The sequence below is a fragment of the Aquabacterium sp. genome (assembly GCF_036279675.1).
Lineage (GTDB): Bacteria > Pseudomonadota > Gammaproteobacteria > Burkholderiales > Burkholderiaceae_C > Aquabacterium.
Map to the genome: position 1 here is coordinate 49638 of NZ_DASUIS010000005.1, position 23697 is coordinate 73334.

Annotated in this window: 24 protein-coding genes; 6 read left to right on the plus strand and 18 right to left on the minus strand. The window is 63.0% G+C overall.

Annotation, left to right across the window (positions count from 1 at the left end):
* Positions 1–27: 27 nt before the first annotated feature.
* Positions 28–570 (minus strand): outer membrane protein assembly factor BamE, encoded by a 543-nt coding sequence (locus tag VFW93_RS00650; protein ID WP_329692061.1) that lies wholly within the window; start codon positions 568–570, stop codon positions 28–30.
* Positions 571–747: 177 nt separating this feature from the next.
* Between VFW93_RS00650 and fur the strand changes: the two genes are divergently transcribed.
* Complete coding sequence (fur, locus tag VFW93_RS00655; protein WP_329692062.1) at positions 748–1200, plus strand: ferric iron uptake transcriptional regulator; 453 nt, start codon at positions 748–750, stop codon at positions 1198–1200.
* 3 nt (positions 1201–1203) lie between these two features.
* Here the strand turns inward: fur and hprK are convergent, their stop codons facing one another.
* The 4 genes from hprK to VFW93_RS00675 form a co-directional block, all read right to left on the minus strand.
* Positions 1204–2166, minus strand: a complete 963-nt coding sequence (gene hprK / locus VFW93_RS00660) for an HPr(Ser) kinase/phosphatase (RefSeq protein ID WP_329692063.1) — start codon at positions 2164–2166, stop codon at positions 1204–1206.
* Between the two features lie 59 nt (positions 2167–2225).
* On the minus strand, positions 2226–2696 hold the full coding sequence (locus VFW93_RS00665) for a PTS sugar transporter subunit IIA (RefSeq protein WP_329692064.1): 471 nt from the start codon (positions 2694–2696) through the stop codon (positions 2226–2228).
* A gap of 339 nt (positions 2697–3035) precedes the next feature.
* Positions 3036–3386 carry a ribosome hibernation-promoting factor, HPF/YfiA family gene (hpf, locus tag VFW93_RS00670; protein WP_290676097.1) on the minus strand — a complete coding sequence of 117 codons (351 nt, stop codon included), beginning with the start codon at positions 3384–3386 and terminating at the stop codon, positions 3036–3038.
* 223 nt (positions 3387–3609) lie between these two features.
* On the minus strand, positions 3610–4851 hold the full coding sequence (locus tag VFW93_RS00675; protein WP_329692065.1) for an MFS transporter: 1242 nt from the start codon (positions 4849–4851) through the stop codon (positions 3610–3612).
* A 180-nt stretch (positions 4852–5031) separates the two neighbouring features.
* On the opposite strand from VFW93_RS00675, the gene VFW93_RS00680 reads away from it, so the two are divergent.
* Complete coding sequence (locus tag VFW93_RS00680) at positions 5032–6819, plus strand: PglL family O-oligosaccharyltransferase (protein ID WP_329692066.1); 1788 nt, start codon at positions 5032–5034, stop codon at positions 6817–6819.
* Positions 6820–6845: 26 nt separating this feature from the next.
* On the opposite strand, the gene moaC is transcribed toward VFW93_RS00680, so the two are convergent.
* Positions 6846–7337: a cyclic pyranopterin monophosphate synthase MoaC gene (gene moaC, locus VFW93_RS00685; RefSeq protein ID WP_329692067.1), complete on the minus strand. Its 492-nt coding sequence runs from the start codon at positions 7335–7337 to the stop codon at positions 6846–6848.
* A gap of 354 nt (positions 7338–7691) precedes the next feature.
* Between moaC and VFW93_RS00690 the strand changes: the two genes are divergently transcribed.
* Together VFW93_RS00690 and VFW93_RS00695 are read left to right on the plus strand one after the other, a co-directional pair.
* Entirely contained in the window at positions 7692–9155 is a 1464-nt protein-coding gene (locus VFW93_RS00690; RefSeq protein ID WP_329692068.1) for a M48 family metalloprotease, read from the plus strand.
* Positions 9156–9398: 243 nt separating this feature from the next.
* A complete protein-coding gene (locus VFW93_RS00695) occupies positions 9399–10367 on the plus strand; it encodes a TerC family protein (protein ID WP_329692069.1) in 969 nt (322 codons plus the stop codon).
* Positions 10368–10398: 31 nt separating this feature from the next.
* On the opposite strand, the gene VFW93_RS00700 is transcribed toward VFW93_RS00695, so the two are convergent.
* The 6 genes from VFW93_RS00700 to VFW93_RS00725 form a co-directional block, all read right to left on the minus strand.
* The gene (locus tag VFW93_RS00700; RefSeq protein WP_329692070.1) at positions 10399–10842 is read right to left on the minus strand and encodes a hypothetical protein; all 444 of its coding nucleotides are present in this window, start codon (positions 10840–10842) and stop codon (positions 10399–10401) included.
* Between the two features lie 11 nt (positions 10843–10853).
* On the minus strand, positions 10854–11627 hold the full coding sequence (locus tag VFW93_RS00705) for an FAD:protein FMN transferase (protein ID WP_329692071.1): 774 nt from the start codon (positions 11625–11627) through the stop codon (positions 10854–10856).
* Positions 11624–12205, minus strand: coding sequence for an FMN-binding protein (locus tag VFW93_RS00710; RefSeq protein WP_329692072.1), 582 nt, complete (start codon positions 12203–12205; stop codon positions 11624–11626). Before VFW93_RS00710 ends, VFW93_RS00705 begins: the two co-directional genes overlap by 4 nt.
* A gap of 1 nt (position 12206) precedes the next feature.
* Positions 12207–13625 carry a porin gene (locus VFW93_RS00715; RefSeq protein ID WP_329692073.1) on the minus strand — a complete coding sequence of 473 codons (1419 nt, stop codon included), beginning with the start codon at positions 13623–13625 and terminating at the stop codon, positions 12207–12209.
* A gap of 41 nt (positions 13626–13666) precedes the next feature.
* The gene (locus VFW93_RS00720; RefSeq protein WP_329692074.1) at positions 13667–14860 is read right to left on the minus strand and encodes a cytochrome-c peroxidase; all 1194 of its coding nucleotides are present in this window, start codon (positions 14858–14860) and stop codon (positions 13667–13669) included.
* Between the two features lie 238 nt (positions 14861–15098).
* Complete coding sequence (locus VFW93_RS00725; RefSeq protein ID WP_329692075.1) at positions 15099–16361, minus strand: NADH:flavin oxidoreductase/NADH oxidase family protein; 1263 nt, start codon at positions 16359–16361, stop codon at positions 15099–15101.
* 342 nt (positions 16362–16703) lie between these two features.
* On the opposite strand from VFW93_RS00725, the gene VFW93_RS00730 reads away from it, so the two are divergent.
* Positions 16704–17039 carry an SWIB/MDM2 domain-containing protein gene (locus VFW93_RS00730; RefSeq protein ID WP_329692076.1) on the plus strand — a complete coding sequence of 112 codons (336 nt, stop codon included), beginning with the start codon at positions 16704–16706 and terminating at the stop codon, positions 17037–17039.
* 132 nt (positions 17040–17171) lie between these two features.
* Here VFW93_RS00730 and VFW93_RS00735 read toward each other — a convergent pair whose 3' ends face one another.
* Positions 17172–18050 (minus strand): crotonase/enoyl-CoA hydratase family protein, encoded by an 879-nt coding sequence (locus VFW93_RS00735; RefSeq protein ID WP_329692077.1) that lies wholly within the window; start codon positions 18048–18050, stop codon positions 17172–17174.
* A 177-nt stretch (positions 18051–18227) separates the two neighbouring features.
* Here VFW93_RS00735 and VFW93_RS00740 point away from each other — a divergent pair, with 177 nt between their 5' ends.
* Positions 18228–18428, plus strand: a complete 201-nt coding sequence (locus tag VFW93_RS00740) for a hypothetical protein (RefSeq protein ID WP_329692078.1) — start codon at positions 18228–18230, stop codon at positions 18426–18428.
* Positions 18429–18438: 10 nt separating this feature from the next.
* Here the strand turns inward: VFW93_RS00740 and VFW93_RS00745 are convergent, their stop codons facing one another.
* The 5 genes from VFW93_RS00745 to VFW93_RS00765 form a co-directional block, all read right to left on the minus strand.
* Positions 18439–18936, minus strand: coding sequence for an NUDIX domain-containing protein (locus VFW93_RS00745; protein ID WP_329692079.1), 498 nt, complete (start codon positions 18934–18936; stop codon positions 18439–18441).
* 6 nt (positions 18937–18942) lie between these two features.
* A complete protein-coding gene (locus VFW93_RS00750; RefSeq protein WP_329692080.1) occupies positions 18943–19845 on the minus strand; it encodes an ATP-binding protein in 903 nt (300 codons plus the stop codon).
* 9 nt (positions 19846–19854) lie between these two features.
* Positions 19855–21009 (minus strand): hypothetical protein, encoded by a 1155-nt coding sequence (locus VFW93_RS00755; RefSeq protein WP_329692081.1) that lies wholly within the window; start codon positions 21007–21009, stop codon positions 19855–19857.
* 77 nt (positions 21010–21086) lie between these two features.
* Positions 21087–23024, minus strand: coding sequence for a bifunctional metallophosphatase/5'-nucleotidase (locus VFW93_RS00760; RefSeq protein WP_329692082.1), 1938 nt, complete (start codon positions 23022–23024; stop codon positions 21087–21089).
* Between the two features lie 25 nt (positions 23025–23049).
* Entirely contained in the window at positions 23050–23664 is a 615-nt protein-coding gene (locus tag VFW93_RS00765; protein ID WP_329692083.1) for a PEP-CTERM sorting domain-containing protein, read from the minus strand.
* Between the last annotated feature and the right edge of the window lie 33 nt (positions 23665–23697).

Below are 23697 nucleotides of genomic sequence, written 5' to 3' on the forward strand. Positions count from 1 at the left end.
GCTGGTGGGGCAGACGGGCCACAGACCTCAGCGGCGCCCGGCTTCCAGCGGAGGGTAGTCGCGCGCGGCGCCTTGCGGGGCGGTTTTCACCACCTCGGTTTTGGGTGGCACTGGCAGCGCGGCGATCTGCTCCGGTGTCAGGTTGACCACGTCCTTGCCCTTGACCGGCTTGTCGATCGACGACACGAATTCGCGCTCGCTGGGCAGCGGCTCCGTATCGAAGCGGTCCACGGCATCATTCTTGAAGAAGATGCTCACGCGGCGCTGCTGATCGGCCACGCCCTGGCGGCGGATCGTGAACACGTAGTCCCAGCGGTCGACGTGAAATGGGTCAGCCAGCAGCGGTGTGCCCAGGATTTCGCGAACCTGCATGCGCCCCAGACCGGGCTGGATCTGGGCCATGATTTCCTGGGTCACCACATTGCCCTGCACCACGTCCACCTTGTAGGGCTCCAGCAGGCCGAACAATGTTTCGGGCTTGCTCAGCGAGAAGTTGCTGGTGCTGCACGCCGACAGCGTGAGCACGGGGGCCAGACACATCAGGGTGCGACGAAGGAAGTTCAGCGTCATGGATGAAGAGCTCGGTTGGTGTCCGGAAAGAAAAAAGGCGGCGGAATCTGGTCAACTCGGCGCGAAGGCCACGAGACGACAAGGCCCGACCATTTCACAGGTCGTTCGCATGTCGATATCATTGGGCATTCTAGCGGGGGCCGGTCACGGTTGCCCGCGCCCTGGAGCCCCCACCCCATGACCAACGCAGAAGAACTCAAGAGCAGCGGGCTCAAAGCCACATTGCCGCGCATCAAGATCCTGGAAGTCTTCCAGCAGGCTGCGCAGCGCCACATGACGGCGGAAGACGTCTACAAGGTCCTTCTCACCGAGGGATCCGACATCGGCCTGGCCACGGTTTACCGCGTGCTGATGCAGTTCGAGCAGGCCGGCATCCTGTCGCGCAACCACTTTGAAGCGGGCAGCGAGGCCGGCAAAGCCGTGTTCGAGCTGAACGAAGGCAAGCACCACGACCACCTGGTGTGCGTGAACTGCGGCCGTGTCGAAGAGTTCTACGATGCGGAAATCGAGCGTCGTCAGCAGGAAATTGCCCGGGAACGCGGCTACAAGCTGCAGGACCATGCCCTGGCCCTGTACGTGATCTGCGAACGCGAAGGCTGCGGCGGCAAGGCCAGCGCGAACGGCCGGTGAGGCTCAGTTGCCGCCGCGCTCCATCGCGCGCTGGTGGCGCTCGATGAATTCCTTGTAGGTGTCGATGCCGCGCAGTTGCAGCACGGTGTTGCGCACGGCAGCCTCGACCAGCACGGCCAGGTTTCGGCCGGCATCCACTGCGATCACCGCCTTGCGGATGGGCACGCCCATCACCTCTTCGAACAAGGGTTCGTAAGGCAGACGCTCGAATTCGCGCTCCATGGTTTCCTTGCGAACCAGGTGCACGATCAGCTTCAGGCGCATCTTGCGGCGCACGGCTGTTTCACCAAAGATGGACTTGATGTCCAGCAGGCCGATGCCGCGCACTTCCAGCAGGTTCAGCAGCAGCTCGGGGCAGCGCCCTTCGATGGCGGTGCGCGACACGCGAAAAAGATCCACCGCGTCGTCGGCCACCAGGCCATGACCACGGGAAATCAGCTCCAGCCCCAGTTCGCTCTTGCCCAGGCCGGACTCGCCGGTGAGCAGCACGCCCAGCCCCAGGATGTCCATGAACACGCCGTGGCGCGTGATGCGCTCGGCGAAATGCTGGGTGAGGTAGCTACGCAGCACGTCGATGACGTGACCAGCCGGCTCCTGGGTGACAAACAAGGGAATGCCGGCACGGCCGCACATGGCCACCAGCTTGTCAGACGGGCTTTGGGCGTCTGCCACCACCACCACAGGCGGCTCCAGCGTCACGATGCGCTGGATGCGGCGCTCCTGATCTTCGTTGGTCGAGCCCGCGAAATACGCAGCCTCTCGACGCCCGACGATCTGGACACGGTAAGGATGGATGTAATTGAGGTAGCCAACCAGATCGGCGGCGGATTGCGCTGTCTGGACCGCCTCTTCGTCAAAACGACGCTCGGGGTGAGCGTGCCCGGCGATCCACTCCCAGCGCAACGCAGCCCGATTGGCTTCGAAAAGCGCTTCTGCGCTGATGATGGCGAGATCTTTGACGCTCACGAGTGCTCTGGTTTGGTCAACAACAGGATCTCATGATGCCGCAGTCTTGGCCGAAAAGACTAGGCAACTGACTTGAGTGGCTGCCAACGCTCGATCAAATCGTGCACCTGAGCCGCATCGCCCTCGGTTTTGAGGCGTTCGCGCAACTCCCGATCCGACAACAGCTCGGCAATTTCGGACAGGATTTCGAGGTGACGCTGCGTGGCCGCTTCAGGCACCAGCAGGAAGATGAGCAGGTTGACGGGTTCGTCGTCCGGCGCATCGAAAGGGATGGGCTGGCTCAGGCGGATCACGGCGGCCAGGGGATTCTTCAGGCCCTTGATACGGCCATGCGGGATGGCCACACCGTGGCCCAGGCCCGTGGAGCCCAGGCGCTCGCGCGCAAACAGGTTGTCCGTCACGGTGGCGCGTGCAATGGCGTGCTGATTCTCGAACAGCAGCCCAGCGTGCTCGAAGACGCGCTTCTTGCTGCTGGCGTCCACGTCCACCAGCACCTGGCTGGCGGGAAGGATGGCTGATAGTCGATTCATCTTGATTCAAGCAGGGGTGACGGCGAGCACCTTGACCCCGGCTTCCGGGACGGATGAGGGGCGGATTATAGATACAGCATGACAGGTATAGCCTGCCACACTGCCCATCGATTTAAGGGATTCTGCACCCATTGCTGCACCGCAGCAAGAGGCAAATTCCCAAAAATGCCCTGGAACGCCACCATGACCAGGAGATGAAATGACTCTAGCCCGATGCGAAACGCGCGGCCCATGAAAAACGGCCCCGAAGGGCCGTTAACTTGGTGCCTACCTGCGCTGGCGACCCGCAATCAGGTCACACCAAGCACGCTGTTTGAGGCTTGCGGCGGCAGCGCGTGCTTATTGAATAGCGTCCCAGGGTGTGGCCTGGCGCTTGTGGGATGCGTGGTGATGATCCTGCACGCGGTCCTTGTGGCGGCAGACTTGACGATCCAACTTGTCCATCAACTGGTCAATGGCAGCGTAAAGGTCTTCATGAGAGGTTTCAACAAAGATGTCCTTTCCCTTCACATGCAAAGTCACTTCAGCCTTTTGTCGGCGATCCTTTTCCTTTTGCTTTTCAACGGTTAGCAGGACATTGACGTCCACGACTTGATCGAAATGACGGGTCACTCGATCCAGCTTGGTAAGTACGTACTCACGTAGCGAAGGGGTAACTTCCAGATGGTGGCCACTGATCGTCAAATTCATACTGCCTCCTTTCGAGAGCAGGAACGTTGAAGACACCCGGGTGGCGACTCAGCGGATGGACCGCATCGAGTTGTTGCGGCTTACTGCTGAAAACCGTCAACCGGAAGACCAGTGTGCGCCTGTCAGGCTTTCATGACAAGTACAAGAACTCAGTATTTGTATGGAGACCGGCCGTGCCGTGAAGAAAACCCGTAAACAGTTGCGACAGCTCAAAAGGCCCTGTTCATGGGGCCTTGGCCTGTGTATGCAGGCGCAGATGCCCCACCCACCAGACCATGATCAACGTGGTCGCCAGTGCCAGCCAGCCCGTGCGGCCATAGCCCTCCACCAGCCCGTCAGGCGTGCGTGAAATCAGCATGCCGCCCACCCAGGCCGAGACCCCCATGGCGGCCGACTGCAGTGCACCGTTGACACTCATGAACGAGCCACGCATGGCAGGCTCCGGCGCGGCCGTCAACAAGGCCATGCCCGGCACCATGCGACCGGACACGAACACGAAGAAGGCCGTCGTGACCACCAGCAGAACCGGTACGGGCACCACGGGCAAATGCGTCAGCGCCAACATGGGCAGCACGGCTGCCACGCTGATCACGCGGAACATCAGGACCTTGCCCCAGCGATCAGTCAGGCGCCCCCACAGGCGCGCGGTGAACAGCGTGGCGATACCACCCGCCAGGTACACATAGGGCACCTGCTCCTGCGTCAGGCCCACGTTGGCTGTGGTGTAGATCGTGATGTAGGGGATGATGCTGAAGCTGCCCGACAGCATCAGCATGGACAGCGCAAAGGCTCGCCAGTGATTGGGCTCGGCCAGCACGCGCCGCAATTGCTCGATCGGTGGCTGCGCAGACACACCGGCCATGTGCCCCCGCAACAGGGGCACCGAGCGCCACGCGGCCAGCAGGACCAGCACGGACACCGCCGCGATCGCAAAAAAGGGCATGTGCCATCCCCACATGCTGGCCATCCACAAGGAAAGCGGCACCCCTGCCACCGTGGACAAGGAGAAGGCCGACATCACCAGGCCCATCGCCTGCCCCCGGCGCTCGAACGGCACGGCATCACCCACGATGGTCTGCACCAGGGCACCCAGCACGCCACCGAACACACCCGCGGCCACGCGCGCGGCCATCAGGGCGCCATAGCTTGGCGCCAGGCCGCAGGCCAGGGTGGCCAGAGCGAAACCGGCGTAGACCCACAGCAAGGCACGCTTGCGTTCGAACCGGTCGATCACCATCGACACCATCAGACCGGACAGCCCGGCGGCCAGCGAATAAGCCGACACCAGCAGACCGAACTGCGCATCCGTGAGGTGGAACAGCTTCGTCAGCTGCGGCCCCAGAGGCATCATCACCATGAAATCGACGATGTGGGTGAAATTGATGGCCGCGAGGCTCCACAACAGCAAGCGCTCCTTGACCAGCAAGGTCGTGGGCGCCAGCGTCGTCTGTGCGCTGGTGTTCATGTTGATCTTTTCGGGTGGTTGTCCTCGGCGAGATCCGCCAGTGTCAGCGCTTTTGGACATCCTTGGGGCAGATGGGCCTATTGCCACTTGTCATCCACCAGCAATGCCTTGCCGCTGACGCCACACCACATCCCCCACCCCCCTCCGCCAAGCACGAGAACTGCCGCGACAATAGCGGCCATGATCACGTCTGCCTCCGAAGATTCCGCAAACCGGCAACTGCCCACCTGGTGGGCCATGAGCCTGCTGGCCGTTCTTGTCCCGACCCTGGTGGCACACCATGAGCCACCTTCCGTGACCTTCTTCAACCAGGTGCTGGCCGTACTGGGCTGGGGGTTCTTCATTGCGGTGTTGGGCGGACAACCCCGGGCCGCCACGCATGGCCCCAAGGGGCTGGCCCTGTCCTGCTTGAGCGCCATGCTGCTGATCTGCGCCCTGGAGGCCTTTGGATCAGCCTTCGTGTGGGGCGCGCTTCCAGCCGGGCTGGGCCTGATGGGCGGCGGCATGGCACTCGGCGCATGGCTGACGCTGCGCGCAGGCTGGCGCGCTGGCCAGAGCATCGATCGGCTCGCCATCGCGGAGACCTTCTTCGGGGCCCTGACGGCAGCAGGTGTAGCCGGCATGGTGCTGGCGCTGATTCAGGTCTTTCATCCTGGCTGGGCCGACGGCATTTTCGTGGCGGAGCCGACCATGCCCGGCCGCGCCGTGGGCAACCTGCGCCAACCCAATCACTTCAGCACCTTGCTGGTATTTTCATGCGCCGGCGCCGCCTGGATGGGCGCGCGTCGCCGTCTGCCAGGCTGGCTGGCCGCTGCACTGGTGACCTTCTTCATCTGGGGCATCGTGCTGACGGCTTCGCGCACGGGCATGGTGGGCATGATCTTCCTGACGGTCTGGGGCCTCGTCGACAGGCGCCTGCCCAAGGTTCTGCGGGCCGCGCTGATCGGTGCGCCGGTCATTTACGGGCTGTGTTGGGGCGGCATGTGGCTGTGGGCCCATGCGCACAAGGGCGTCACCTTCGCGGCAGAGGCCCGCCTGCACGACGGCAGCGATATCTCCAGCTCCCGCTTCAAGATCTGGGCGAATGTGTGGGAGCTGATCAAGACCCATCCCTGGCTGGGCGTGGGTTACGGCGAATTCAATCTCGCCTGGACTTTCACACCCTTCCCCACCCGCCCGGTGGCGTTCTTCGATCACACCCACAACCTGCCGATGCAATGGGCCGTCGAGTTCGGCCTGCCCGTGACGGCGCTGCTGCTGATGCTGGCCCTGCTGGGGGTCTACGCCTTGTTCATCGGGCTGTCGAAGCAGGATGCGCATGACGACAGTGGCGTGATCTCCACCGTCGGTGCCTGCAGCGTGATCGTGGCCATCGCAGCCCTGCACAGCTTGCTGGAGTACCCCTTGTGGTACAGCTACTTCCTGCTGCCAACGGCTTTTGCCTGGGGGCTCGGGCTGTCCATCCAGGCCGAGCGTCAGCAGCAGGAGCCGCGTCAGACCGCTGGTCGCGGCATGCTGGCGGCCGGTCTGCTGATGTCCGCGCTCAGCCTCTGGTGCGCCACCGACTACTGGTCGGCGGTCAACATCTACGCGCCCAGAAAGGGCGCCGGGCCACTGGACAAACGCATCGAAAACGGCATGAAGCACATCTGGTGGGGGTACCAGGCCGACTACGCCGATGTGACCAGCGTGGACGAAGAAGACCCCAGCAAACCGCCGGCAGCGTTCAAACGCACCTTGCACAATCTGGTGGATGCCCGATTGATGGCTGCCTACGCCCGTTCACTGGCCGAGCATGGCCAGGAAGACAAGGGACGGTATGTGGTGCAAAGGCTCAAGGAGTTCCGCAACCCGCTGGGGGACGAGTTCCTGTCAGTATGCAAGACACAACTGGAGCCGGGCGAAGAACGCCCCTTCCAGTGCGAAGAGCCCAAACAACGTTACACGTGGCGGGAACTGCTGCCTTGATGAGCGTGTGCGCCTGGGCGATCAGCTCAGGCCGCGGACGGGGCCTGGCGTTGCCAGTGCCCGGACTTGCCACCCACTTTTTCCAGCAGGCCCACGTCGGTCATGACCATGCCGCGGTCGGCGGCCTTGCACATGTCATAAATGGTGAGCAAACCCACCTGCACCGCGGTCAGGGCCTCCATCTCGACCCCGGTCGGGCCGACCGTCTGCACGGTCACCCGACAGACCACAGCCGAACCCACCTCATCCAGCTCGAACTCGACCGCCACCTTGGACAGCGACAGCGGATGGCATAGCGGAATGAGGTCTGCCGTGCGTTTGGCACCTTGAATGGCAGCAATACGGGCCACGCCGAGTACATCGCCCTTGCCGGCACGGCCCTGCGCGATCAGCGCCAGGGTCGATGGCAGCATGACGATGCGCCCTTGTGCCACGGCCACACGCACGGTGGCCGCCTTGTCGGACACATCCACCATGTGGGCCTGACCTTGATGATCAAAATGCGTGAGCTCGCTCATGGACAATAGCCGTGTTGCCCCCATGTGGGGAAAGGTAAAGTAGTTCAAGTACCTGAACCTGCGGTTGTTTCCGCCGTCCAGGCACGCACGCTTCGCAGCATACTGCGCAGTTGCACCACCGGTTTTGTGTTCATGCCTTTGACTGCTCCACAACCTGCCTCGTCCCCCCGGCCTATCAAGGCTCCGAACGCGTCATCGTCAAGGCCCTGGCTGACCCGCTGGGCTGCCGCCGCCCTGATCATGGTGGGATGGCCACTGGGCTTGTCGGCGCAGGCACCGAACCAGTTACCGGCTAGCACCGCCTCTTCGGCGCTGCCGGCACTGGGAGATACAGCAGGCCAGGAGTTGTCACCCATGGCTGAGCGCCGGCTGGGTGACCGGATCATGCGCTCCATCCTGCGCGACCCGGACGTGGTGGACGACCCCATGGTGCTGGAATATGTGAGCGAGGTATGGACACGCCTGCTGGCCGGTGCCCGCCAGCGCGGCGAGATCAGCCCGGAGCTGGAGGCGTCTCACGCCTGGGAGCCCTTCCTTGTTCGTGACCGCACCGTCAATGCATTCGCCCTGCCGGGCGGCTACATCGGCGTCCACCTGGGGCTTCTGGCCATGACGGCCACACCTGACGAGCTCGCCTCGGTGCTGGCGCACGAACTGTCACACGTTACGCAACGCCACATCGCCCGCATGATTGGCCAGCAGTCACGCCAATCCTGGGTCAGCCTGGCGTCGATGGTGCTGGGCATCCTGGCGGCCAGCCGCAACCCGCAGGCCGCCCAGGCCATGATCTATGGCGGGCAGGCCGTTGCCATTCAGGGGCAATTGAACTTCTCGCGCGACATGGAGCGCGAAGCCGATCGTGTCGGTTATGGCGTGCTGGGCGAATCAGGCTTCGATCAGGCCGGCATGGCCGAGATGTTCGAGCACCTGCAACAGGCCTCCCGCCTGAATGACGACGGCAGCTACCCCTATCTGCGCACCCACCCGCTGACCACCGAACGGATCGGCGAAGCGCGCGCGCGCCTGGGCCCGGGCGGCTGGCGACTCGCTTCGCAAGGGCGCGGCCAGGACAGCGCCATCTGGGCTCAGCACACGCTGATGGCGGCTCGCTCACGGGTGTTGATGGATACACGCAGTGTGTCGCTGCAGAACCTGTCCAACCCGGACATCAGGCGCAACGCCACGGCCTTGCAGGCGGTGACGGCGTACTACACGGCAGGCGTGGCCCAGCAGCGCAGCGGCGACGCGGCGCACGGCCTGCAGACCCTGGCGCTGGCCCGGCAGGCAGCCAAGGCCCTGCCGGTGAGCCAGCAAGCCGCCGTGGACCGCATCCTGTCGCTGGCCGTCGTGGATTGCCAGCTCGCCAGCCATCAGGCTGTCGAAGCGGCCGCGTCCCTGAACAGGGAACTGGCCGAGAACAAGACCGCGAGCCATGCCGATGGGCGCCCTGAAGTCCTGCTGGCCGCACACATTGCCCTGTCGCTCCCGGAAGGCAAGGCACAGCAATCGGCCTGGGCCGATGCCGCATCCCGCCTTCAAACGCATGTGAGCAACCATCCGCATGACGCAGCAGCCTGGTCCACGCTGGCCGAACTGTGGCAACGGCTCCGCGAGCCCCTGCGTGCCGTCCGGGCAGAAGCGGAAGCCGTGGCGGCGCTGGGCGACCTGCCTGGCGCCATTGACCGCATCCAGGGGGCGCAAAAGCGCTTCCGCCAGCCCAACGCCGCCGATGTGGTCGAACTCAGCGTGATGGATGCACGACTGAAGGTCTGGCAGCGGCAACAACGCGAAGACATGCGTGACGAAGCTGGCGGCTGACGCCACTTGATACCCTTGTTCCCCACAGGGACAATGGTCTTCAAGGCTAGAATCGGTCTGTCCGAAAGAGGAGTAGCGCGCCAACTGCAAGGTTGGCGGTGCCCCCCGTCAACACGATGAGCAACACCTGGTTGCTGATCCGGGGCCCACAGGCAGACGCCCGTCTGCCCAGCAAGATTTTTCGGCGCTTGAGGCGCGAGGCCATGTCGGCTTCGCCATGCTTGTTCCTTTTGGAGAACCATCATGCAAACCCTGGCGCCACTGTGGCTCTGGATTGTTTTTATCTTGTTCGTGCTGGCTGCCTTGTTCGTGGACTTCGTCGTCCTCAAGAAGCAAGGCTCACACGAGGTGTCCGTCCCCGAGGCCGTGCGATGGTCCGCCATCTGGGTGGCGCTCAGCATGGCCTTCAATGGCCTGCTGTGGTGGGCTTTCATGCAGGACCAGGGATCTGCCATTGCCAACGCGAAGGCACTGGAATTCCTTACCGGCTACCTGATCGAAAAATCATTGGCGGTAGACAACATCTTTGTCTTCCTGATGATCTTCACCTACTTCTCGGTACCGCCCGCCTATCAGAAGCGCGTGCTCATGATCGGCATCATTGGTGCCATCGTGCTGCGCACGGCCATGATCCTCGTGGGTGGCTGGCTGATCAGCCAGTTCCACTGGGTGCTGTACGTGTTCGGTGCCTTCCTGCTGCTGACCGGCATCAAGATGTGGTGGGCCGCTGACAAGGAGCCCAATCTGGAAGACAACCCTGCGCTCAAATTGCTGCGCCGCCTGTTGCCGGTGAGCAAGCATTTCGACGGCGAGAACTTCTGGACCGTTCAGAACGGCGCGCGCATCGCCACGCCCTTGCTGCTCGTGGTGGCCCTGGTGGGCTTCACTGACGTGATCTTCGCGGTGGACTCCATCCCGGCCATCTACGCCATCACGTCCGACCCGTTCATCGTGCTGACCTCGAACATCTTTGCCATCCTGGGTCTGCGCGCCATGTACTTCCTGCTGGCCGCCATGGCAGCCAAGTTCCACCTGCTGAGCTATGGGCTGGCGGTGATCCTCGTGTTCATCGGCAGCAAGATGATGCTGATCGACATTGTGAAGATCCCCGTGCTGGTCTCGCTGGGTGTGGTGATCGGCATCCTGGCGGTGACCATGATCTGGAGCGTGAAAACCGCGCCAGCCATTGGCCCCAGCAAGACGGCGGGCTGATGTAGAGGCCTGGCGGCGGACGCCAGGCCGATCAGTGGCGGCCTGGCGGCGTGCGACGGTGTACCAGCAAGGTCACCACCCAGAGCACGCCGATGGCTGCATGCAACCAGCCATTGGCATCACGCCAGTCGTCGGGCACCAGGTAGTACAGGCTGTAGCCGGTCAAGGTCAACGCAGCCAATCCGACCAACAGCCCCACGCCATCGGCCACACGCCACTTCAGGCGCCAGCCTCGCATCACGTGGGTGGCCGAGATGCGCCCCGTCAGGAACAGCATCACCATCATGGCGGCACCATGAAGCTTCATCAACCAGGGCTCCCATGGGCTGGGCAATCCCTCCATGCTGGCGCGAGACATGGCCGGCCAGGCCAGTTGATGCACGCTCAGCCACATCAAGCCAGTGAGTGCGAGCAGCGCTGTGGCCGCATACAGCGTGCGACGTTGGGCGCGCGAGATTCGGTTGCGGTGCTTCATGCCGATGCGTGTCAGGTTGGATCATGAACCCAGGCTTGCGCCTGGTAGTGTTGCAGCAAGTCGTGCGCCAGACCTTGATCCAGTTCGGGGCACTGTGCCAGAACTTTCGTCAGCGCATCAGCCCAGGCGCAACGGGGTGCCAGCACGCTCAGATGCAAGGCCGCCACCTGCCCCGTCAGACGTGATCGTGCGCCAGGCCGGAAGTCACTGGTGGCCAGGGCGCCATCCTGCAACTCGGCCCAGGGTCGAACGCCCCCGGACAACTCATCCCGCAACACGACGGGCAAGGTCAAGCCCTGGACACGCAGGTCACCACCGGCATTGACCCAGATCGCAGAGGCCCCGTGCGCGAGGGCCGCCTCAACGGCCTTGTCCACAGCCCAGCCTTTGGCCAGGCCACCCAGGTCGATGCGGGTCGAAGCACGGTGGCGAATCAGAAAGCAGTCGTCACCTTGCCTGTCCAGTTGCCAGGAGCCGGAACCCAGGGCCACGTCAAACAGCCCGGCAGACTGCACGTGCAAGGTTTGGGCGAACTGCAGCACCTCCGCTGTCCAGGGGTGCAGGGCAACAGGCTGACCAGGTTCGGCCGCCAGGCTGCGACGCAGATCACTGCCCGACTCGAACACCGACATGTGCCGCTGCACCAGCTGCATGACCTCGAAAGCAGCTTGCAGCGCCGCCTCTGCACCTGCGGGCACACCGATGTCGACCAGGGTACCCAGTACCGGCCGAGCACGACGTACCCATTGCACCCCCTCATGTGGCGGCCAGGCAACCAGACTCAAGCACCCGCTCCAAGCTGGCCGCCAGCACGGGCGATGTCGATGAGCGCCGCAATGCGCTTGATGCCCTCGGTCACATGGGTGCAGGAAAGGGTGGCGCCACTGATGTTGGCAATGTCGCTGCCCACCTTGATGGGCGCTTGCGCCGTCTTGCCCACGAACTGCTGGCGCCAGGCCGGCAACCTGATTTCACCACCATGGCTTTCGCGATAGGACAGGATCTCGACCTGCCGGACCGTGCCATCCACAGCAATACCAACGGCGTACGTGATCAACTCGAACTTGCCCACGACGTTGTCGATGACCACCCAGCCCTGGCGCTTGCCACCTTGCGATGCTTCCAGCACCTTCCACTGCGCTGAACGAGCCGGCACGCCATAACGGCTGGCCATGGCCTGCATCTGCGTTGCATCCAGCTTGACGTCGCGCACATCGAATCGATCGGCTTGTGGAAACAAAGCCTGTTGTGCCTGCTGCGGGCTCATGTAGTCCACCGCATAGGTGGCTGTGGGCACGGCAGCCGCAGCCAGTGCCGCCGTCACGGGCCACACCTGGCTTGTATCCATCAACTTGAAACGCACGTCAGAAACTCCAGCCCAGACCCAGGTCGAGGCGGTTATTGTCGCCGTCGTGCTTGAAACGTTGGATGTCTGCCTTGAAGACCAGGCCCTGGCCCACATTGAGGTTGGCGCCCAGGGTATAGACCTGACGGGTGGCCGCGGCATCAGCGGTGAGACCTTGCCCGATGTCGGCAAAGGATTTGCGCGTGTTGAAGCGCTCTGCGCGGACGAACGGCGACAGACTCAGGTCATCCGACGACCACAGCTTGTAGGCCGCTTGCACGTACACGCCATCAAAGCTCTTGGGAATGGGGTACCAGTCTGGACCACTGCCAATGTTGAGGGTGTTGAAGGCAGCCGTACCCGAGATCGTGCCGCGCGCATACACGCTCGACAGATCCAAGCCACCGAGGGTGTAGCGTGCGTGCAGATCCCACAATGTCACGCGCAGGCTGTTGCCTGCTGCCGCAGCTTGCCCTTGACCACCATTGCCCGAGAACCAGGATCCACCCAGTTGCAGGCCGGGCAGCCCCCGCCAGTTCAAGGCTGCAAACACGGCTGGATCCTTGGCGTGCGCCTGCGACATTTCCTGATGCACGGAACCCAATGGCGACTCGGCGGTTTCGGCATCATCCGTGGCCCACTTGGACACATCGAAGCTGGTGCTCAAGCCGGTCTGCAGCGTGAGGCCATTGTCGAAGTTGCCGACCAGTTGCACACCGCCTTCGCGCCAGGTGGAGGGGATGATGGCTGTTTCCACGAAGTTGCGCTCGACACCGTAGTAAGCCGTGGGTTCGTGGTTTTCATTGAGCAAGCCACTGGGCATCAGGAACAGGCCGGCCCGCAGGGCCCAGCGATCATTGAGCTGGCGTTCGGCGTAGGCCTGCTCGATGGCGACTTCACCCACATCGTCGGCCGAGCTCACGCTGTGCTCGACTTCCAGTTCGGTCACGATCTTGGTCTTCTCGTTGACGCGATGCTGCATGCCCAGCACCACCCGGCGCACATCAGCCTGATTGCGTGAGGCATCCTTGTTGTAGCGGTTGTAATTGATCTCACCGTAGCCAGTCAGCACCGTGGCGGGCTCAACGCCGGCAGCGCCGGCACCATTGGCGGCGCCACCGTCCACGCCATTGGCAACCGTGGTCACGGGAGGCGCCACAACGGCAGGGGCCGGTGCCACAACAGGGCTGGCCACCACGGCCTTGTCATCTGTCGCAGCCTTCGCAGCCTGCTGCTTGAGTTCAGCCAGTTGCGCCTTGAGTTGCGCCATCTCAACCGACAATTGATCCAGCCGCTGGATCAACTCGGCTTCACGCGAGGGTGCCGCCGCGGCGGCAACAGGCTTGCTCACACGCTTCGGCGCTGCTTGCGCGGCACTCATGGCGCCCAGACTCAGGCATGCGCTGGCCAGCAGGGTAAGGCGATGCAGTTGTTTCATGACGGTAATCCAGAGATGATGAAAAGGGGGCTCGGTCGGGCTCAGCGCCTGCAGTCCGACGCTGTGGCTGGCCAGTTGTCCGTCAGCGTGCACAGGAAGTCGACAAGGTCGTTGATCTCGGCACTGTTCAAGGCGGGGCTGTCGCCAGGCTGGCGGTTGTAGGGGCCCTCCGTCACGTTGACGTTGCCGCGATAGGCCTCGGGCAGGTCGTTGAACTTCACATCCGGCAGGCCGTTGATGTCGAGGTAGAAGGCATCTGGATTGACATCACGCTGCACGTAGAAGGTCACCACATCCGTCAGGCTGGTGAAGCGCCCGTTGTGGAAGAAGGCCTTTCGCAAGCCCACGTTGCGCAGGGACGGCACCTTGAACTTGCCGCACAGCGCGTCCTTGGCGGAGGTGGCCAGCGCGTTGATGGTGCCGGTGTCATTGGCGCACAAGCCCAGATCGCCGTGACTGCCGGCCACGGCCCAGTTGCGCGGCACACCCAGGGCGTCATACGAAAAGTCCGTGAACAGCGGGAAGCTGCCGTCCTTGCCCATGGCACTGGGGTGGCAGGCGGCGCAATTGCCCTTGGCCGAACTGTTGAACAGCGCCAGACCGCGCAGCTCCGACGCACTCAGGCTGGCCTGCCCACGCAGGAAGGCGTCGTACTTGCTGCTGAAAGGTGCGAATTCGCCATCTTCCTTCTGGTAGGCCTGCAGCGCCAGTGCGACGCGGTCGAATGCGGCGGCCGGGTCATTGAAGATGGTCTGGCCATACAGCGCCTTGAACTCGTTGGCATAGGTGGCAGACGCCAGCTTGGCGATCACCGTGGCCACATCCGCATTGGCCATTTCACGCGGATTGAGGAAGGGGCCTTTGCCCTGCTCGGACAGCGTGGCCGCGCGCCCGTCCCAGAAGAAGCCGCCCGTTGGCGTGCCATCCTCGAAACGGAAGGCCTTGTTGAAGATCATGTAGCGGATGGAAGGCGCCACACGCCCGCCTACCGAACTGCCATCCGAACCGGGCTCGGTCACGCCGGTTGCCAACGGCCCCGCATGCCCTCGATCGGCATCATGGCAACTCGCGCAAGACTGGTTGCCATTGAGGGAGAGGCTCGGATCCTTGAAGATCTTCTCGCCCAGCGCAGCCGTGGCAGACAGGCCGGCCGACTGCGTGGTGGCCGAAGAACTTCCGCTGGACGAGGATCCGCCACCACCGCACGCGGTCAACCCGGCTGCAAGCAAAGCCATCAAGACCAGAGACCGCCCTCTTGCACCGCGACGCCCCAACAGATCGGCATTCATCTTCAAGCAAATCTAAATAACAATGGTTCGCATTATCATCATTATTGACACAAAGGCCTTGATGTAACGCAGCAAGCCGGTCAACTACCCCCTTGACCAGGGGCAGGACCGGCTTGTATCGATTCGCTGAATGCCGAGCGTGGCGCGCGTGGGGCCGCTGCGCCGGCGCGTCAGATCGCGAGGATCAGTTCGCGCGCAAACGGGTTGGCGCCTTCTTGCGCCCCAATCCCGCCTGCTTGGCCATGAGCTTGATGAAGACCCACAAGGCCGACTCGCTCGGCTTGGGCGCCTCGCCCTTGCCGATGCGCTTGAGCTGCCCGGTGTACCAGGACACCTCCATCATCCCGGTCTTGTCGATGGCACCAATGCCTGTCTTGATGGGGCGCACCTGCTCGCGAGGCGCCTGCCCGGCCAGCAAACGGTTGGCCACATCGGGCTCGATGGCCAGCGCGCGTGCCAGGCCCACAAAGTCCACGGCGCCGGATGTGATGGCATCGGCCATGCCTTGCGCCGAACGGAAGCCGCCTGTCACCACCAAGGGCGTCTTCACCGCCTGGCGTGCTTTTTCAGCGAACACCAGGAAATAGGCTTCGCGTTGACGGGTGCTGTCCTTGACCGGCTCCTTGCTGGCCTTCACGCCCGTCATGGCCGGAGCCTCGTAGGTGCCACCGGAGATTTCGATCAGATCGATACCGGCTTCCGACAAGGCCCGAATGGTGTCGAGTGATTCTTCTTCCGTGAAACCACCGCGCTGGAAGTCGGCCGAGTTGAGTTTGATGCCGATGGCGAAATCGGGGCCCACCTGCTCACGCATGGCACGGTACACCTCCAGCACGAAACGACGGCGTTTCTCGGGCGTGCCACCCCATTCGTCAGTACGGCGGTTGTGATGTGGAGACAGGAACTGGCTGACCAGATAGCCGTGCGCACCGTGGATCTGCACGCCGGTGAACCCTGCCTTCTTCACGATGGCTGCCGCCTTGGCATATCGCTGGATCAAGCCGTGGATCTCGGCATCCGTGAGCTCACGTGGCGTGGCGAACAACATCTTCATGTCTGCGCGGAAAGGCACGGCCGATGGCGACACCGTTTCCTTGTTCAGGCCCTTGGGTGCCTGCTTGCCCGGATGATTGAGCTGCACCCAGCACTGAGTGCCGTTGCGTGTGGCAGCTTGTGCCCATGCCTTCAACGCAGGCAGTTGGGACTCGTCTTCAATGATCACGTTGCCTGGCTCACCCAAGGCACGTTTGTCGATCATCACGTTACCGGTAACGCACAGACCGATACCGCCATCAGCCCAGGCGCCATACAACCGGGCCAGTTCGGCATTGGCATGACCAGAGCGATCACTCAAGGCTTCGCTCATCGCGGACTTGAACAAGCGGTTCTTGATCACTTGCCCGTTGGGCAAGGTGAAGGGTTGGGCCAGCACTGCCTGAGGCGTCATCACGTACTCCATGGAATCGGCGAAAAGCCTGCATTGAACACCAAATGCAGAAAATCTGCAGCGCCTGCCCACGACACTTCACGACACCTGGGCAGGAAGCGCGCCATAGCAGTCCAGGCAGCCTGTCTCGGCCCATCTCAAGCCCCAAACCCGCGCCAAGGCGGTGCACGACCTGCTTCAGCGCAAAAAATCTTGATGTTCGAGGGCCACAAAGGGGGGTAGAGGCTATTTTTCCCTGGTAAAGCGCATTACCATCGCAACGCAACGCCTTAGAGGAACGTCTGCGCATACAGCAGATGCCCAGGGCCGCATCAGATCTGACCTTTGATGGAGTGAATTCACATGGCAACTGCGAAGAAAGCCCCGGCCAAAAAGGCCGCTCCCGCCAAGAAAGCTGCAGCACCTGCTGCCAAGAAGGCCGCTGCCAAGCGCGCCCCTAACGCTGCTTTCCTGAAACCTCTGACCCCGAGCCCAGCACTGGCCGCCATCATCGGCGCCGCACCGCTGCCCCGCACGGAAGTCACCAAGAAGGTGTGGGAGTACATCAAGAAGCACAATCTGCAAGATGCCGCCAACAAGCGCAACATCAATGCAGATGACAAGCTGAAGGTCATCTTCAAGAAGCCCCAGGTCACGATGTTCGAACTGACCAAGCTGATCAGCGACCAACTGTCCTGATTCTGGCGGGGCCCTGCTTCAACCTGACGAGGGTGAAGCAGCGGACCACACAGCACGCTCTATGCGCAAAGCCCGGCCATCGCCGGGCTTTTTTTGTTGTGGCTGCTCATCGCGCATGTGGCGCGATACGGCTCACTCCCACCAGGGGTAGAACGGCGGCATCTCCGAGGTCTTGCTCTTGAACTGAGCAGGGCGCTTTTCCAGGAAAGCAGCCACGCCTTCCTTGCCATCGCCGATGCTCGTGTAGAACATGGCCAGCGAATCGACCTGGTGTGCAGCCAGCGGGTGAGGCTGCGCCGAGTTGCGGTACATCATCTGACGCGTCAGCGCGATGCCCACGGCCGAGCGCTCGGTGGCAATGCGACGCGCGATCTTCATGGCTTCTTCCAGCAGTTGCTCCGGTGGCACCACGGCCTTGACCAGCCCACCACGTTGCGCTTCATGGCCATCGAAGATGTCGGCCATATAGGTCCACTCCAGGGCTTGTGAGATGCCCACGATGCGAGGCAGGAACCAGCTGGAGCACGCTTCGGGCACGATGCCGATGCGCCCGAACACAAAGCCGATGCGCGCCTTCTCGGATGCGATGCGGATGTCCATGGGCAAGGTCATGGTGGCGCCAATGCCCACCGCCGCGCCATTGATGGCACCGATCACGGGCTTCTTGCAATTGAAGATGGACAGCACCACGCGGCCGCCGGTGTCACGCACACCGTGGAAGATCGCGGGGTCATCCAGGCGCTCATGCATGTCCTGCACGGTTGGCTGCTGGGTTTCGTCCAGGCCAAACACATTGCCCGGCACGCTCAGGTCCATGCCGGCACAGAAGGCCTTGCCCGCACCGGTCACCACGATGGCGCGCACGGCGTCTTCATCGCTGGCCCTGTTGAAGGCATGCACCAGTTCGTTGGCCATCTCGACCGTGAACGAGTTGAGTTGCTCGGGGCGGTTGAGGGTCAGCAGCAGCACGCCGTCGTCATCAACGGCATAGCTCAGGGTGTTGTAGCTCATGCTTGAAGTCTCTCTCGGTCGGTTCATGTTGGTCAGTTCACGCGGGGCAGGATACCGCATGCGAGCTGCGCCAAAGATGCACGGAATCGGCAAGCGGGGGAATCCACCACCCGAATCTGCGACACTAAGGGCGCAGAATGCGTCGCGCTGAATTTGTCAGATCAAAGGAGATCAAGCATGTGGAAGTTGCTCGTGGGTTTTGCCATTTTTGCGGCGCTCGCCGTGTTTCTCTTGATGAAGGGTGGCGCCAACGTCGACATGAGCGGCGAAAAGCATGGCATCGAGACTACCGAGCCCGCTGCTGAAGTGGCACCGGCCTCGGCTGCTGCTTCTGCAGCGCCTGCAGCCTCCGAGGCAGCCAGCGCGGCCTCGCAATAACTTCAAGGCATCAATCGGTCAGCACGTCCTGATGCGTCAGGCCTGCATGACCGCGCTCTGAAGCCAGCCATTGCAAGACCGGGATGGTGCCCGGCAGCACGGGCACCACTTCCACCGGCAAGGTCTGCCAGGCCATGTGCTGGCCTTCGCGCATCTCGAACTCACCCGCCCATTGGTAGACCTTGCAGAAGTGCAGGCGCACGCGGGCGTGTGGGTAGTCCATGATCTCGACCTGCCAGGGATGGGCCTCGCCAATGGTGATACCGATCTCTTCATGCAGTTCGCGACGCAAGGCCTGCTCGACCGTTTCACCGGCTTCCAGCTTGCCGCCCGGAAACTCCCAGTAGCCCGCGTACACCTTGCCTTCAGGCCGTGAGGTCAGCAGGAAGCGCCCTTCCCGGCCATGCGCGTCGCGCTCGATGAGCACACCCACGGCAACTTCAACCGGGGTGCGGTCGGTGGCATCCATCACGTGGTAGGACTTGCGTTCGGTCTTGTGTTCAGCCATGTTGATTCAAGCGCCCGTGTGATCGCGGCCGGCAAAGTCGCGTGCAAATTGGTAAGCCACGCGGCCGGAGCGCGAACCACGCTCGATGGCCCAGACCAGCGCTTCGGGCCTGGCGGCATCCAGCGATGAGGCAGGCATGCCAAAGTGCGACAGCCACTGCGCCACGATGGCCAGGTATTCATCCTGCGTGAAGGGATAGAAGCTGATCCACAGCCCGAAGCGTTCGGACAGCGAGATCTTCTCTTCCACCGCTTCGCCGGGATGCAACTCGCCATCGGCGGTGTGCTTGTAGGTCTTGTTGTCCGACTGGTACTCGGGCAACAGATGGCGGCGGTTGGACGTAGCGATGATCATCACGTTGTCGCCGCTGGCCGAGACGGTGCCATCCAGAATCGACTTGAGGGCCTTGTAGCCTGGCTCGCCATCATCGAAGCTGAGGTCATCACAGAAGATGATGAAGCGCTCGGGCCGCCCACTGACCATCTCGATCAGATCAGGCAGGTCGATCATGTCGGCCTTGTCCACCTCGATGAGACGCAGGCCTTGCGCTGCATGCGCCTGCAAGCCCGCCTTCACCAACGATGACTTGCCTGTCCCACGCGCACCGGAGAGCAGCACGTTGTTGGCTGGCTTGCCCGCCACGAACTGCGCCAGGTTGCGCGCGAAGCGCCCTTTTTGCGTGTCGACCTCTTTCAGGTCTTCATAGCGGATGACCGCCACATGGCGCACCGGCTCCAGCCAGCCTGTGGCCCAGGCGGTCGAGCTGCGCTTGCGGTAGCGAAACGCGACCGAGAGCGACCAGTCCGGTTCGGTGACCGGCGCATGATGCGGAGAAGGCAGGAGGGCATCAAGACGCTTGACCAGCATCTCGGCGCGGGCGATCAGGTTGGTGACATCGGGCGTGCTCATGCCCGGAGTTTAGGGCCTGCTGGCCGCACGTTCGGGCTCATCCACGATCACTTGCAGGCAAGTCCGCATGGCACGCTCGTAGATTTCATCGGCACCCATCGGGGACGGCCGCCCCATGCCACCCTTGCCACCCAACTTGTCACCAAAGCGCTGCAGCAGCACGCTGACATTGATCATGCGCTCAGGTGCCACAGCCGCCTGACCCGAAGCCGCTCCGTCTGCCCCCACCACCAGGCCGACAAGTCGACCACCTTGATCAAACACAGGGCCGCCGCGTCGGCTTCGCCCGGGCAACTCCACCCCAAGGTAGCGCACGCCATCCAGACCCCGCTGTGGCATGCCCAGAAAGCCTGCTCGCATGACCGGCCAGGCAGGACGAGCCTGTGGGTCCGCCGGGTAGTCACATGCAAATGCCGGTGAGCCCGCAAAGGCATCCTGCGGGGCCTGCAGATCACCGCCTGCGGGCGGCATGGCGTCAGACAGCGTCAGCAAGGTCAGCCCCAGTGCCTCGTCACGTTCGTCAACCCGTGCCTCTGCGGTTTGCCCCAGACCGTTGCGAAGCCAGATGCGGCCCTGCCCCGTCAGCGCAACGTGGGGTGCCAGTGCATGGCGACCGTCCGCCAGCAAGTATGCCGACGCCAGCACCTGCGCACGCGGCCCGACAGCCCTCCCCGTCTCGAAGGGCGCCAACCTGGCCGGCAAGGTCAACAATGCGTCAGAAGCCAGCAGCGAGCCCGACTGAAACCGCTGCCGCACCGCCCGCACCATGGGGTGAGCCGGCGCGCGCTCCTCGGCTTGCGCCAGCGTGCGCTCCGCCATGGCCATCTGCCCGCCCAGATTCAACAGCCAGGCATAAAAGACGCGGCCATCGACTTCGTCCAGGTGCACGCCTGCGGTATGCGCGGCGAAGCCCAGCGCCTGACGGTATTCACCCGCTTGCATCTGAGTACGCAGCAGGCCCAGTTCGATCTCGGCCTCATGGGCCATCAAGGCCGCCTGCTCGAAGGCACGCCGGGCATCGTCAATGCGCCCGGCCACCAGGCTGGCCTCGCCATCGACCAGCAGCTTTCGCTGCAAAGCCAGGGATTCCGGCGTGCGCCCTGCCGACTCATGTGCATGTGGCGACGAGCCCGTCTGATCGACGCGCGGGGCCTGCACATCCATTGGCAAAGGGCCCGCGAAGGCCCCAGCAAGGACCGTCGCACTGGAGGCGACGGCCACACACCAGCGCGTGATCCCGATCACGGCAGGCGCGAAATACGCGGCTTGGACAGCACCACGTCCGCGGGGTTGTAGACCATGTTCTGGCTCTTGTAGGTTGCCAGGTAGGCGATCAAGGCGTCGATGTCCTGGGCGCCACCAAGCTGGTTGGTGCCCCCCACCAAGGTGGCGAAGCCATCACCACCGGTTGCCATGAAGTTGTTCACGGTCACACGATAAGTCTTGGTGGGGTTCTGCACCACGCCCCCGACGACCAACATCTCGGTCGGGCCGGTGACCGCAGGTGGGGCCACCGTGACGTCGGTCGGCGTGAAGCTCACCTCGGTGATGCGGCTGCCGCAGGTACCCGTGGCGCTCCAGCTGTACTTGAAGCCGTTGGAGATCTGCATGATGCGCTGCGCAGTCTGTCCGTTGCAGCCACTGAACTGCTGCTCCAGCACATTCTTGATCTGTTGGGCCGTGAGCGTCATGGTCACCAGGCTGTTGCCAAAGGGCTGAACCGTGAAGGCGTCACCATAGGTCAGCGCATAGGGATAGGTGCCTGTCGACACGAACCCTGGATTGCGCACGCCACCGGCGTTCATGAAGGCGATCTGCGCACCACCGAGGCTGGCAGGCTGCGTGGCAGCCAGTTGCGCATCGGCGATCAGGTCACCGGCTTCCATCTCGCCAGCAGCATTGGCCGAGTTGCTCATGCCGGCGGTGATCGTGGCCACCACGGCATTGGCCAGCGGCGAGACGGCCGCCTTGTAGGCCCCCACCACATCCTTGACTTCAGGATTGGCCGCAATGGCATTGACGATGCCTGCATCCGTGCGGTCCACCAGCACATTGCGAGGGCTCACGGCGACGATGTCGCGCGTCGCGGGGTTGATGGTCACATCGATATCGGTCAGCACGCGACCAAAGGCGCTGGCGCTGCTCACCGGCACCAGGCGACCAACCTTGTTGGGCATGCCGGTCGGGCGAGCCGTGGTCACGGCATTGCTCAGTGAGGTGCCACGCACGTCCACGGTGTTGGCCGAACAGTTGTAGGCCGCATGCGTGTGGCCGCTGATCACCAGGTCGACCGCGTTGTCCAGACGCTTGACGATGGCCCGGATATCGGAATCGCTGCCATCGGTGTTCTTCAAGTCACCCGTACAGCCATTGATGTCGCTGGTGATGGCCTGGTTGCTGACACCCGTCATCTGGTTCTGGAAGCCCCCCTGGTGAACCAGCACCACGATCGACTCGATACCCTGGGCGCGCAGACGGGGCACCAGCGCATTGACCGTGTCGGCCTCATCCTGGAAGGTCAGACCCGCCACGCCGGTGGGCGTGACGATGCCTGGTGTGCCCTTGAGCGTCATGCCGATGAAGGCCACCTTGACGCCATTGAAGGTCTTGATGCCATAAGCCGGCAGCAAGGTCTTGCCCGTGGCGGTTTCCACCACGTTGGCCGACAGCCACTTGAACCTGGCACCGTCAAACGTACCAGGTACGGCAGAGCCAAAGCCCTTGCAGCTGTTGGGCTCCTGCACGTTGTTGGTGAACTTGCAGCCTCCGTTTTGCAGGCGGCGCAGTTCGTCCTTGCCCTTGTCGAACTCGTGGTTGCCCACGGCATTGAACTCCACGCCGATCTTGTTGAGGGTCTCCACTGCAGGCTCGTCAAAGAACAGGGCCGAAATCAGCGGCGTGGCACCGATGAAGTCGCCTGCACCCACCACGGCGTTGAGCGGGTTGCTGGCTTTCATGCGCGCCACATAGGCCGCCATGTATTCAGCGCCCCCCACAGGTGGGCGATTGGCCGCAGGCACCAGGGTGTTGACACCGAAGGTGCCCGGCGTTTCCAGGTTGCCGTGGTAATCGTTGAAGCCGATGAGCTTGACCACGAAAGGAGGCTTGGGAGCGGTCTGGGCCGAGGCCAGACCAGCGAAAGCCAGCGCAAGGCTGGCGCACAGGGTACGGATGATCATGATGAAGACTCCTGGAATGCGTCAGTCAGCGCGTCGAGTTGCGGCGGGAGACCAGCCAGGTCACGCCCAATGCGGCCAGCAACAAGGCCAGCGACGAAGGCTCGGGCACCGCGCTCACGCTGAGCTTGACGGCGCCTGCGCCAAAGTTGAGCGGCACGAGATGGCCGTTACCGTCATCCAGCATCAGGGACTGGGTTTGCACACCGGTGATGCTGTAGGTGCCTGCTGCCAGCGTGAACACGCGATGGCTGAAGGCGCTGTCTAGCAAGGCGGCGTCGTAGTCATAACCCACATCCGGGGTCGCGCCATACTGCTGAAGCGGCACAACGCTGGTGGCCCCCAGCAAGCTGCCGTTGTTGTACACATCGAAGGCATCGCCCGCCATGCTGGCGTCCACCACGGTGAACTGCCCGACCTGACCGGCGTCAATCGTGAAGTTGAATGTCAGGGCAGAGCCATAACCCGGTGCATTGGTATCGAGGTTGTCGATCCATTCGGTGCCACCACTCAAGGAGGCCAGGCTGTCCACCCCGAAAGCAGCCCATTGGTCGTCAGCCGCCAGGTTGATGGTGGTGGCGTGTGCAGCCAATGGAGAAATGACCAGCGCGAAGGCCAGCGGGAACGATTTGAAGATCGGCATGGGGTGCTCCGAATTGAACGACTGACCCCAATG

Bases quoted from the DNA above. Each gene is read 5' to 3' on its own strand.
- VFW93_RS00725 (WP_329692075.1), bottom strand. From the start codon at position 16,361: ATGACGCCTCAGGCAGTGCTGGCCCAACCCTTCACCTTGCCCAACGGG.
- VFW93_RS00735 (WP_329692077.1), bottom strand. From the start codon at position 18,050: ATGAGCTACAACACCCTGAGCTATGCCGTTGATGACGACGGCGTGCTG.
- VFW93_RS00765 (WP_329692083.1), bottom strand. From the start codon at position 23,664: ATGCCGATCTTCAAATCGTTCCCGCTGGCCTTCGCGCTGGTCATTTCT.
- VFW93_RS00665 (WP_329692064.1), bottom strand. From the start codon at position 2,696: ATGAATCGACTATCAGCCATCCTTCCCGCCAGCCAGGTGCTGGTGGAC.
- VFW93_RS00755 (WP_329692081.1), bottom strand. From the start codon at position 21,009: ATGGATGTGCAGGCCCCGCGCGTCGATCAGACGGGCTCGTCGCCACAT.
- VFW93_RS00690 (WP_329692068.1), top strand. From the start codon at position 7,692: ATGGCTGAGCGCCGGCTGGGTGACCGGATCATGCGCTCCATCCTGCGC.
- VFW93_RS00680 (WP_329692066.1), top strand. From the start codon at position 5,032: ATGATCACGTCTGCCTCCGAAGATTCCGCAAACCGGCAACTGCCCACC.
- VFW93_RS00650 (WP_329692061.1), bottom strand. From the start codon at position 570: ATGACGCTGAACTTCCTTCGTCGCACCCTGATGTGTCTGGCCCCCGTG.
- VFW93_RS00720 (WP_329692074.1), bottom strand. From the start codon at position 14,860: ATGGCTTTGCTTGCAGCCGGGTTGACCGCGTGCGGTGGTGGCGGATCC.
- VFW93_RS00740 (WP_329692078.1), top strand. From the start codon at position 18,228: ATGTGGAAGTTGCTCGTGGGTTTTGCCATTTTTGCGGCGCTCGCCGTG.
- VFW93_RS00715 (WP_329692073.1), bottom strand. From the start codon at position 13,625: ATGAAACAACTGCATCGCCTTACCCTGCTGGCCAGCGCATGCCTGAGT.
- VFW93_RS00695 (WP_329692069.1), top strand. From the start codon at position 9,399: ATGCAAACCCTGGCGCCACTGTGGCTCTGGATTGTTTTTATCTTGTTC.
- VFW93_RS00745 (WP_329692079.1), bottom strand. From the start codon at position 18,936: ATGGCTGAACACAAGACCGAACGCAAGTCCTACCACGTGATGGATGCC.
- VFW93_RS00730 (WP_329692076.1), top strand. From the start codon at position 16,704: ATGGCAACTGCGAAGAAAGCCCCGGCCAAAAAGGCCGCTCCCGCCAAG.
- VFW93_RS00675 (WP_329692065.1), bottom strand. From the start codon at position 4,851: ATGAACACCAGCGCACAGACGACGCTGGCGCCCACGACCTTGCTGGTC.
- VFW93_RS00750 (WP_329692080.1), bottom strand. From the start codon at position 19,845: ATGAGCACGCCCGATGTCACCAACCTGATCGCCCGCGCCGAGATGCTG.
- moaC (WP_329692067.1), bottom strand. From the start codon at position 7,337: ATGAGCGAGCTCACGCATTTTGATCATCAAGGTCAGGCCCACATGGTG.
- hpf (WP_290676097.1), bottom strand. From the start codon at position 3,386: ATGAATTTGACGATCAGTGGCCACCATCTGGAAGTTACCCCTTCGCTA.
- fur (WP_329692062.1), top strand. From the start codon at position 748: ATGACCAACGCAGAAGAACTCAAGAGCAGCGGGCTCAAAGCCACATTG.
- VFW93_RS00760 (WP_329692082.1), bottom strand. From the start codon at position 23,024: ATGATCATCCGTACCCTGTGCGCCAGCCTTGCGCTGGCTTTCGCTGGT.
- VFW93_RS00700 (WP_329692070.1), bottom strand. From the start codon at position 10,842: ATGAAGCACCGCAACCGAATCTCGCGCGCCCAACGTCGCACGCTGTAT.